Genomic DNA, 10,638 nt, shown 5'->3' with positions numbered 1-10,638 from the left:
CCCCCCCCCCCCCCCCCCCCCCCCCCCCCCCCCCCCCCCCCCCCCCCGGGGGGGGGGCCCCCCCCCCCCCCCCCCCCCCCCCGGGCCCGGGGGGGGGCGGGGCGGCCGGCTGCAGCCGGCCGTGCTGGACACGGAGGAAGGTGGGGCGGAAGAGGGCGCCGCGCTGGCGGCTTGCCGGCCCTGGCTGCGCCGGAGCGGCTTCGAGAATGCGCTGGTGCATGGCAGCGCGCCCGTCGAAGGCGCGGCGACCGTCTTCGTGCTGCTTGGCCTGCCTTTCAGTCCGGGCACGCGCCATGGCTATTTCCTGCAGTTGCTGCTGCCTTACCTGCACCTGGCGCTGCTGCGTGTGCCGACCGGGAAACCCGCGGGCTTGCAGCCGGGCAGGGCGGCGCCGTCACGGACGCTGTCGGCGCGCGAAGTGGCGATCCTGGACGGGGTGCGCGCGGGACGCACGAATGAGGAGGTGGGGCAGGCGCTCGGCATCAGTGCGCTGACGGTGAAGAACCACCTGCAGCGCGTCTACCGGGTGCTGGGCGTGGGCAACCGGGCCCACGCGGTGGCGCGCTGCCTCGAACTGCGCCTGCTGTGAGGCGGTCCGGGCCGGCGGCCTGGGAGAATCAGGCCTGGGGCAGGCTGGCTTGCAGGGCGTCGCGGCGCTGGGCGTCGATGCGGAAGGCTTCGGCGTTGCCGTCGATGATGCGCAGGCTGCCGCAGCCTTCGGCGGCGCAATCCGGCGCCGGCATGTTGGCCGAGACCACTGGAGCAACCGGGGCGCCGGTGCTCGGCACGGCGGCTTCCTGGGCGAGCGAGGCGCCGCTGGCGCTGATCGAGGCGGTCTGGGTCGCGTGGATTTCCTGGGTGCCGGCGCCGCAGGCGGTCAGGAGGACGGTGGTGGCGATGGCGGCGGCGGTACGGAGGATGGAGAAGTTCATGATTGTGTCGTGGAGCAAGCTCGTCTGTAACGCTGCTTATTGTAGTGGGTAAATTTTTTCCGGTGCTCAATTTTTTCCGTTAGCTAACAGAAAACATTGAATTAATGAAAGATAATTGCGCGAAATTCGGAACAGATGAGCGACGATGCGAAACCTATCCGCAAGGCAATAAAAGTTCTTCAAGGAAAAATTTCCGTGCGTAATCTAATTGCCGTGTGGCATTGTCGCGACAAGCAGCACGGCCTCTTTCCGGCTTGTCCAGGGAAGTGATTCGCTTGACCACGCCACGCCGCGGCGCGAAGATGAGGCATGAACAAACTTCTCCTCATCCTCTTGCTCGGCTGCGCCGCCTGCACGACCCAGGCGCAGGATCCCCAATCACCCGCGCCCGCCGCGCCGGCCCCTGCGTCGAAGGCGCCGTCCGACTTGCTGGCGAAGATCCGCGCCCTGACGGCGGACACGACCTGCAGCGACAATGGCCAGTGCCGCAGCCTGCCGGTCGGCGCCGTCGCCTGCGGCGGACCGTCCGATTACCTGCCGTACTCGACCTTGCGTACCAACGAAAAGGAAGTGCGCGAACTGGCCGAGCGCTACAAGGCCGAGCGCCAGGCCCAGATCGTCCGCAGCGGCATGATGTCGACCTGCCGCCACTTGCCGGATCCGGGCGCGGTCTGCGTGGCGGGTAGCTGCCAGCTGGGGGCGGGCGCCGCGGCGCGCTGAGCCGGTTTCTTTTTCTTCATGACGGGGGCTGCCGCCGGCAAGGCTGCGGCCCTTGCGCTTTTGGTGTCCTGATATCGGCGCATGCCGCAAGGGCGGCGCCCCAATAAAGGCGCTGTGCCCGTTACGTGTTGAAGACGCCAATCGCCGTGCGCAAGAACTGCTCCGGCGTGGCGATGCGGGCTCCATCCAGCGCCCATTGCCGGCCAAGGTGGTTCGGCAGGTAACGTGAAGCGACGCCATGGAAGCGCGCCACCCACTAGCGGAAGCGGCGGTGACAGCGCCAAAAAAAACGCGCGCCGAAGCGCGCGTTCCTGGAGCAGGGACCGCGAAGGTCCCGTTGTCCTATCAGATGTCGCCGTTCACGGTCGGGCTCTGGCGCGGGGTCAGTTCGCCCACCGGCACCGGATTGTTGGTCTCGACCTGGAACACGGTGACGCTTGCCGGGGCCTTGTTCTGGTCCAGCAGCTGCACCGCACCCATGAAGCGCTTGCCGGTCGGCAGGCCCGACCAGCTGGCGCTGACGGTTGCCGAGCTGCCTGCGACGACCTTGGCCGGCAGCAGCACGCGGAAGTTGCCGCCGCGTTCAGTCTTGTCGACCACCACCGAATGCAGGGCGAACTGGGTCGGCTGGCCGTCCGAGGTACGGTAGCCGATGGTGCAGACCTTGTACGCGCCGGCGGCCGGGGCGTTCAGCGTGACCAGCTCGTTCGAGGTCTGGTTGCCCGAGTAGGCCACCAGCTTGCCGGCCGGCGACAGCAGCGCCAGGTCGAGGTCGTCCTTGCCGTTGCCGGTGGTATCGCGGTCGAACAGCTCGAACTGCATCGTCAGGGCGCCCGCCGGGACGGTGACCGGAACCACGTGCACGCCGGCGGCGCCGCTGGCGCATGCCGCCTCGACTTGCGCCGTGGTGCCGACCGAGCCGCTGGCCGCCTGGACCACTTCATACGAGGTGCGCGCGATTTCCTTCAGGCCGCCGAAGTTGGCGGTCATCACGCCCGAGAAGCCGGTGGTGACGGTCATCGGCTTGCTGCCGTTGACGCGGTCGCTCTGGATGAAGCTCGGGGCGACGATCGGCTTGCCGGAACGGGCGATGATCGGGCTGCGCACGGCGTGGGTGCCGTCCTTCCAGGTCAGGTTGCCGAAGTACCATTTGTTTTCCGTCGCGCTGCTGCGGGTCACGGTGACGGTGAACGAGCGGGTCGCGCCGGCCGGGATCGACAGCGTGGCCGGATTGACGGTCACGTTGTAGCCTTGCATGCTGACTTCCGCCTTGTAGATGGCGTCCGCGCCGCCCACGTTGGTCACCGAACGGGTGACGGTGGTGGCGCCCAGCACGTTGTTCAGCGAGATCGACGGCAGGTTCAGGTTGTAGCCCTGCATGGTGCCGCCCGCGCACTGGCTCGCCACACCGGCGCCGCACATGTACTTGCGGTAGTCCGCTTCGACGATGTTGTAGACCAGGCCCGGATTGGCCGCGCCGTTCGGGTTGGCATGGCCGGCGCCCTGGCCGAACGGCAGGATGCCGCGGGTGTCGCCGGAAGCGATGGCGTCCGGATGGGTGTCGGTGGCGCTGGTCATCAGGGCCGACTTGATCATCGCCGGGGTCCAGTTCGGGTACTGCTGGCGCAGCAGCGCGGCCATGCCGGCCACGTGCGGGCTTGCCATCGAAGTGCCCTGGTAGGACGCCCAGGCCGCCGGCGGGGTCAGGGTGCCGGTGACGACGTCGTCGCGCTGCGACTTGCTCAGGGCCGGCGAGACGCCGGCGATCACGTCCACGCCCGGCGCTGCCAGGTCAGGCTTCATGACGTTGCCGTCGTAGCGGTTCGGGCCGCGCGAGGAGAAGTCGGCCACGACCGGGGCCTTCACGGCCGAGGTGCCGACCACGAACTTGGTCAGCGATGCGCTGGCGCCGGCGGTCTTGGCGTAGGCCACGATCAGGGCGCCGTCTTCGGCGCTGACGTGCACGGTCGGGACCGAGTGGATCTCGGCCACCAGGCCGCCGGTGGTGTTCACCTGGACCATGCCGACGCCGCCGGCTTCCATCACCGCCAGGCTCTTGTCGACGCGCGCGTTGACGCCGCGGGTGCAGACCACGATCTTGCCGGCCACCTTGGCCGGGTCGAGGACCGGAACGCCCTTGTTCTCGACGCTGCTGTAGCAGAGCTTGACGAGTGCCGGATCGGCGCCCGCCATGCCGGCGTCCTCGGCCAGGATCAGCGGTGCGCTCGGCAGCGGCGCGTTGTTCATCGAGGCGCCGGTATAGCTTGCGCCGTTGCCCAGCACGACCTTGGCCTGCAGTTCGCGGTTGTGGGTCGAGGCGGCCACGGTGGCCTGCCATGGGCTGATGTGGGCCACGGTGTTCGCCGGGCCGCTGTTGCCGGCCGATGCGGCGACGAAGACGCCGGCGTTCGAGGCGTTCAGGAAGGCCTGCTCGACCGGATCGGTGATCGAGGTGCCGCCGCTGATCGAGAAGTTGATCACGTGCACGCCGTCGGCCACCGCTTTTTCGATCGCTGCCACGCTGTCGCCGGTGAAGCAGCTGTTCTTGGCGCCGGTGGCTTCGGCCGGGTCGTCGTACGACCAGCACACCTTGTACGAGGCGATGCGCGCGCGCGGCGCCACGCCCGACATTTCGCCGACGGCGATGCCGCCGATGATGGCTTCGGCGCCCGCGTTGCCGCCGGCGGTGGTCGAGGTGTGGGTGCCGTGGCCGCCTTCACCCATGTTGCCGCCGACCGAGTCGCGCGGCGAGCGGAATTCGCTCCAGTGGGTCGATTCGCCGACCGAACGGTAGGTGGCGTCGAAGAAGCGCGCACCGATCAGCTTGTTGTTGCAATGGGCGGTGGTGAAGCCTTCGCCGGTTTCGCAGGCGCCTTTCCAGCGCGACGGCGGCGCGTCGTAGACCAGCTCGTCGCTCGGGTTGAAGCTCCACTTGCCGTTGCTGTCCTTGCGGTCCGCGAAGGATGGGCTTTCCGGCCAGACGCCGCCGTCGACGATGCCGATGATGACGTTTTCGCCAGCCTTGCCCTTGCCGCCCAGCTGGTCCCACAGGCCGCCCGGCTTGCTCAGGCCCAGGAAGGCCGGGGTGTAGGTGGTGCTCAGGGTGCGCGGGGTGTCGGCGGTGACGGCGGCGACGTCGGTGCGCGCCAGCAGGGCGCGCACTTCGGCGTCGGTCAGCATGGCCGCGAAGCCGTTCAGCACGACGCTGTAGTTATGCAGGATCGGCGCGCCGGCGACCGACGACATCACCACCTGCTGCTTGTTCTCGAGATAGCCGTTGTAGAGCTGGACGTCGGACGATTCCAGGTCCAGGCGCTGGCCTGCGGCCGGCTGGGTGGCGGGCATGCCCTCGACGCCGCCGCTATAGGAAGCGATCGGCTTGTCGGCCAGCTGCACGATGTAGGGACGGCGCAGGCTATCGGCGCTGGCGCTCAGGGCCAGGCAGGACAGCGACAGCAGGACGGCCGCGGAGAGGGGACGGAGTTTCATGTTCATCAGGGATTCCTCGTTCTGTCGTGTGCGTTCAGGCTGCTTTGCGGCGGCGGGCGGCGACCAGGCCGGCGATGCCGAGGCCGAAGATCAGGGCGCTGGCCGGTTCCGGGACGGCGGTCAGCTCGATGTTGTCGACGCCGAACTGGCCCTGGTTGGTCTGGAAGGCCTTGCATTGGCCTGCGCTGTCGCACACGAAGCCGAACAGCAGCGCTTCGACGAACTCGTTAGCGGCGAAGGCGGCAGTCATGTTGTAGTGGCCGAACTGGAAGCCGCCGGCGGCCGGCTTGCCGAAAATGACGTCCTGCAGGGCCGAGCTGCCGTCGGCGCGGAAGCCCTGGATGCGCAGGAAGCCGGCAACCGCCGGGTAGCTGCTCAGCACCGGCGAGGCGCCGATGAAGCTGGCGTCGATCGACTTGATGTTGAAGCGCTGGCCGTTGGTGCTGGAAGTGATGTCGATATAGCTGTCGTTGAAGGCGCCGTAGTACATGCCGGGATTGTTCACCGGGCACGCCATGCTGACGCAGTAGGTCGGGTCGCTGCCGTCGATGAACTCGCCGACCAGGGCGCCGGCGCCGCCGCCGGCGACATTGGCATAAAAGCCGAGATTGAAACCGCTCTCCGTATACACCTCGGTGCCTGCGACCGGGCCGTACCAGCCGTCGAAACCGATCACGCCGGCCTGCGCGGGCGCAGCCGCGAAGGCAGCCGCGCCAAGGGCGGCGGCGGCAAGTTGTTTGAAGGTAACGCTGGGGGAAGTTGCTGCGAAGTGCGATTTCCGAATCATGGTTCTTCTGCCTTTATGGTTGGGTCTTGTCACGCCTGGATGGGGCGGGGCGAGCTTATCCTCATGCTCATGCACCTGAACTGTCTCAGGATGACAATAAATATATCAACGGAAACAACAAAAGTGGAAAAAATTTCAACGAGGAAAATTTTGATTTTGCAACATTAACGTAACAAAATTCGGTTTCCACTATGAAAATGTACGTTCGCAATCAAGAACACGCGTTGCGCATGCGCAGCGGATTGTTGTCAACTTGTCAGTTGGCCTGCGTGTAAAGGGCGACAAGGGCGGCAGCGGCGGCTCCCCTGCGTCGCCAAGCGCCGCAAGCGGCGTGCAAACAACAGTTGTCGGCGCGGGGAAGGGCGTGGTAGCCTTCACCGCCGAAGCTTTTCATAAGAGCAATTTAGGAGCAGGTCGATGGTTTGTGGAATGAAACAGAAAACCGCCGCGCAGCGCCAGGCGGGGTTCACGCTGCTGGAACTGCTGGTGGTCATCGTGATCATCGGCTTGCTGGCAGCCTACGTCGGCCCGAAATACTTTTCCCAGCTGGGCAAGTCCGAAGTGACCGTGGCCAAGGCCCAGATCGAAGCCTTCGACAAGTCCCTCGACACTTACCGGCTCGACATCGGCCGCTATCCGAGCGCCGAGGAAGGCCTGGGCGCGCTGATGACGGCGCCGCCGAGCGCCGGCGCCAAGTGGAATGGTCCCTACCTGAAGAAAGGCGTTCCCCAGGATCCATGGGGTCGCGCCTATCTGTACCGCTCGCCGGGCAGCAAGTCCGAGTACGAAATCCTGTCCCTGGGCAAGGATGGCCAGCCGGGCGGCGCTGGCGACAACGCCGACATCTCGTCGCAATAACGCTTTCGCGCCACGTTTCTTCACGCAGCAGCCGGGCCACCCATGCAGTTCGCCGTACGCACCCTCGCGCCCGACATGTCGATTGCCAATATCGTCGTCGACGCGGCCGACGCGCTCGATGCGCGCCGCCAGGTCGAGGCGCGCGGCCTGTTCGTCAGCAGCATCGAGCCGGCCGGCGGCGCACGCCTGGCGCGCCAGCGCGGCGGCAAGCTCTCGCTGGTGCTGTTCAGCCAGGAACTGCTGGCGCTGCTGAACGCCGGCCTCGGCATCGTCGAAGGCCTGGAAGCCCTGCTGGAAAAGGAAGCGGCGCCGGGCGCGCGCGGCGTGCTCGAACGCCTGCTGGGCGGCCTGCGCGAAGGCAAGCGCTTCTCCGCCGTGCTGGCCAGCCAGCCCGATCTCTTCCCGCCCCTGTACGTGGGCATCGTGCGCGCCGCCGAAGGCACCAGCGACCTGCCGCGCGCGCTGGCGCGCTACATCGATTACCAGCAGCGCATCGACACCGTGCGCGCCAAGATCGTCAGCGCCTCGATCTATCCCGTGATCCTGCTGATGGTGGGCGGGGGCGTGAGCGCCTTCCTGGTCGGCTACGTGGTGCCCAAGTTCGCCGAGGTCTACCACGGCGCCGGACGCAACCTGCCCTGGATGTCGCAGCTGCTGCTCGACTGGGGCCAGTTCGCGGCCGCCCACGGCAGCGCGATCCTGCTCGCCGCGCTGCTGCTGGTCGGCGGCGCCGTGCTTGGTGCGCGGCGCCTGCTCCGGACTGGCGGCATGGCGCGGCTGCTGGCGCGCCTTCCCGGCATCGGCGAGCGCGCCCGCATCTATGAACTGTCGCGCCTTTACCTCACGCTCGGCATGCTGAGCGAGGGCGGCATCACCATTGTCAACGCCATCGAGACGGTGCAGCCGATGGTGTCCGGCGCCGTGCGCAAGGGCCTGGCGGCGGCGCGCGCGGCGATCGAATCGGGCCAGCCGCTGTCCCACGCCTTCGACGCCAACGGCCTGACGACGCCGATCTCGCTGCGCATGCTGCGCGTGGGCGAGCGCACCGGCGAAATGGGGCCGATGCTGACCCAGTCGGCGGCCTTCTACGACGGCGAGATCGGGCGCTGGATCGACCGCTTCACCCGCACCTTCGAGCCGCTCCTGATGGCCGCCATCGGCCTGGTGGTGGGCGCCATCGTGGTGCTGCTGTACATGCCTATTTTCGACCTTGCCGGAGACATGTCTTGAACGCCCAGGAATCTCCCGCAACGCTCGACGCCGCCATGCTGGCGCGCGCCCGCGCCCAGGCCCGGGCGTCGCAGCGCGGCCTGGTGGCCGAACTGGAAGCGCTCACCGGGCAGGATGCGCGCCAGCTGGTGCGCGCCCTGGCCGCGCCCTTCGCCATGCCGGTGATGGAAACGGCCGACATGCTGGCGCTGGCGCCGGCCTTCGACCTGCTGCCGCTGGCGCAGGCCCTGTCGCGCCATTGCGTGCTGCTGCGTGCACCGAACGGGCGCCTGACCGGCGTGCTGGCCGACCCCTTCGACCTCGACCTGCAGACCTGGCTGGGCGCGCAGGCGCGCGCCACCCTGCGCGCGCCGCTCGACCTGTGCCTGGCGCTGCAGGCCGACATCCAGGCCTATCTGTCCAAGCAGGAAGAATCGGCGCGCGCCGTCGACAGCCTGGTGGGCGGGGCGGGCGACGCCCGGCGCGACGCCAAGACCGCCGCCGTGCTGTCCTTCGCCACCGTGTCCGAGGCCGGCAGCCCGGCCGTCAAGCTGGTCAACTCGACCTTGTACGACGCGCTCAAGGCCGGCGCCTCCGACATCCACCTGGAAAGCACGGCCGGCGGCCTGTCGGTCAAGTACCGCGTCGACGGGGTGCTCGACCACGCGGCCACGGTCGGCGGCATCGAGCTGGCCGAGCACATCATCTCGCGCCTGAAGGTGCTGGCCGAACTCGACATCGCCGAGCGGCGCGTGCCGCAGGACGGCAGCTTCCGGGTCGAGTCCGGCGGGCGCGACATCGACCTGCGGGTCTCGATCATGCCCAGCATCCACGGCGAGGACGCGGTCATCCGTATTCTCGACAAGCGCGCCATGATCGAATCCTACGGCGCGCTCACCCTGGAGGCGCTCGGCTTCGACGCGCCCTCGCTGGCGACCCTGCGCGTGCTGGCCCAGGAAGCCTACGGCATGCTGCTGGTGACCGGCCCCACCGGCTCGGGCAAGACCACCACCCTGTACGCGGCCCTGACCGAGATCCACAACGGACGCGAGAAGATCATCACCATCGAAGACCCGGTCGAATACCAGCTGCCGGGCATCCTGCAGATCCCGGTCAACGAGAAGAAGGGCCTGACCTTCGCCAAGGGCCTGCGCTCGATCCTGCGCCACGACCCGGACAAGATCATGGTCGGCGAGATCCGCGACCGCGAGACCGCCGAGATCGCGGTGCAGTCGGCCCTGACCGGCCACCTTGTCTTGACGACGGTCCACGCCAACAACGTGTTCGACGTGTTCGGGCGCTTCACCCACATGGGCATCGATCCCTATGCCTTCGTGTCGGCCCTGAACGGGATCTGGGCCCAGCGCCTGATCCGCATGAACTGCCCGCATTGCGGCGAACGCTACGACCCGCTTGATTCCGAACTGGCCTCGGTGCACCTGACCCGGCACGAAGTGGAAGACTACGTGTTCATGCGCGGCAAGGGCTGCGGCGATTGCCGCGGCACCGGCTACCGCGGACGGCGCTCGATCGCCGAAATCCTCACGCTCAACGACGAGATCCGCGAGCTGATCGTCGACAAGCAGCCGATCCGCCGCATCAAGGCCGCCGCCCACGCCAACGGCACCCGCAGCCTGCGCCTGGCGGCGCTCGACCTGGTCCGGCGCGGCGCCACCACCATCGACGAAATCAAGCGGGTGACCTTGCATGCGTAGGCGAATCGGACAATCGCTGCGCATCGGCCTGGCCGCCCATGGCGCGGCCCTGGTGCGCGCCAGCCGCATGCTGGGCGGCGAGCCGCTGGCGCTGGCCGAGCGCCACGCCGACCTCACGGCGCCGGACGGCATCGTCAACGCCCTCGGGGCGCTGTTCGCCGACGATCTCGCGCCCGCCGGTTGGCCAGTGACTGTGGTGCTGGCCGACGAACTGGTGCGCCTGTGGCAGGTCGCGCCGCCGCCCGGCGCCAGCCGCATGGGCGACCTGGAGGCCGCCGCGGCGCTGCGCTTCCAGCACCTGTTCGGCGGAACCCTGGGCGACTGGCGCCTGAGCGCCGACTGGGACGCGGCGCGCCCCTTCCTGGCGGCCGCCGTGCCGGCCCCGCTGCTGGCCCAGCTCGAGACAGCGGCGCGCAGCCACCGTTTCCACCTGGTCGAGGTGGTGCCGCAGTTCGTGGCGGCGATGAACGCCTGGCGCCGCGAGCGCCGCAGCGGCGCCTGGTTCGGGCTGGTGCAGGGCGGGGTGCTGTCGCTGGCCGCCTACGAGGGCCGCAGCCTGGCTGCGGTGCGCACCGCCGTGATCCCGGAGGGCGCCGACCGCGAATGGCTGGAGGCCCACGTGGCGCGCGAAGCGCTGCGCGTCGGGGTGGGGCGGCCGGAGCGCCTGCAGCTGTGCGGCGCCGCCCCGAGCGGCTGGGCCAGCAGCGTCGGGCGCCTGAAGTTCGCCTGCACCCTGTTCGAGAGCGACGCCAGTGAAACGCAGCAGGGCTGGACCGAACTGGCGCGCCTGGCGCGCACCGGGAGCGCGGCATGAGGCGCACCCGCATCGATTTCGCGCCGCGCAGCCTGCGCCGCCTGCTGTTCCAGACCCCGCCGCGCATGCTCGGGCCGCTGGCGGGCGCCATTGCCGCGTGCGCGCTGGCCGGCG

The 10,638-nt window shown here is 68.7% G+C and carries 9 protein-coding genes; 6 read left to right on the top strand and 3 right to left on the bottom strand.

Annotation, left to right across the window (positions count from 1 at the left end; translation table 11 throughout):
- On the top strand, positions 1-589 hold a 589-nt coding region (locus KBW98_RS22700), incomplete at its 5' end, for a LuxR C-terminal-related transcriptional regulator (protein ID WP_229429367.1).
- A 28-nt stretch (positions 590-617) separates the two neighbouring features.
- Here KBW98_RS22700 and KBW98_RS22695 read toward each other — a convergent pair.
- Positions 618-932 (bottom strand): hypothetical protein, encoded by a 315-nt coding sequence (locus KBW98_RS22695; protein ID WP_211522438.1) that lies wholly within the window; start codon positions 930-932, stop codon positions 618-620.
- Positions 933-1,241: 309 nt separating this feature from the next.
- Here KBW98_RS22695 and KBW98_RS22690 point away from each other — a divergent pair, with 309 nt between their 5' ends.
- The gene (locus KBW98_RS22690) at positions 1,242-1,652 is read left to right on the top strand and encodes a hypothetical protein (protein ID WP_211522437.1); all 411 of its coding nucleotides are present in this window, start codon (positions 1,242-1,244) and stop codon (positions 1,650-1,652) included.
- A 345-nt stretch (positions 1,653-1,997) separates the two neighbouring features.
- Here KBW98_RS22690 and KBW98_RS22685 read toward each other — a convergent pair whose 3' ends face one another.
- Together KBW98_RS22685 and KBW98_RS22680 are read right to left on the bottom strand one after the other, a co-directional pair.
- Entirely contained in the window at positions 1,998-5,147 is a 3,150-nt protein-coding gene (locus KBW98_RS22685) for a S8 family serine peptidase (protein ID WP_307727620.1), read from the bottom strand.
- Positions 5,148-5,175: 28 nt separating this feature from the next.
- Positions 5,176-5,928: an NF038120 family PEP-CTERM protein gene (locus KBW98_RS22680; RefSeq protein WP_211522436.1), complete on the bottom strand. Its 753-nt coding sequence runs from the start codon at positions 5,926-5,928 to the stop codon at positions 5,176-5,178.
- Positions 5,929-6,357: 429 nt separating this feature from the next.
- On the opposite strand from KBW98_RS22680, the gene gspG reads away from it, so the two are divergent.
- Genes gspG through KBW98_RS22660 form a run of 4 tightly spaced genes read left to right on the top strand, consistent with a single transcriptional unit; the run spans position 6,358 to position 10,524 of the window.
- Positions 6,358-6,786 (top strand): type II secretion system major pseudopilin GspG, encoded by a 429-nt coding sequence (gene gspG / locus KBW98_RS22675; protein ID WP_229429366.1) that lies wholly within the window; start codon positions 6,358-6,360, stop codon positions 6,784-6,786.
- Between the two features lie 42 nt (positions 6,787-6,828).
- Positions 6,829-8,016 (top strand): type II secretion system F family protein, encoded by a 1,188-nt coding sequence (locus tag KBW98_RS22670; protein WP_211522434.1) that lies wholly within the window; start codon positions 6,829-6,831, stop codon positions 8,014-8,016.
- A 35-nt stretch (positions 8,017-8,051) separates the two neighbouring features.
- On the top strand, positions 8,052-9,710 hold the full coding sequence (locus KBW98_RS22665) for a GspE/PulE family protein (protein WP_229429368.1): 1,659 nt from the start codon (positions 8,052-8,054) through the stop codon (positions 9,708-9,710).
- Positions 9,703-10,524 carry a hypothetical protein gene (locus KBW98_RS22660; protein WP_211522432.1) on the top strand — a complete coding sequence of 274 codons (822 nt, stop codon included), beginning with the start codon at positions 9,703-9,705 and terminating at the stop codon, positions 10,522-10,524. The genes KBW98_RS22665 and KBW98_RS22660 overlap by 8 nt, the downstream gene beginning before the upstream one ends.
- The last annotated feature ends 114 nt before the right edge of the window (positions 10,525-10,638 follow it).

The sequence above is a fragment of the Massilia sp. ST3 genome, from assembly GCF_018119405.1.
Classification (GTDB): domain Bacteria; phylum Pseudomonadota; class Gammaproteobacteria; order Burkholderiales; family Burkholderiaceae_D; genus Telluria.
Note: the sequence above shows the minus strand (reverse complement) of the source record. Positions and strands in the feature narration are given on the sequence as shown.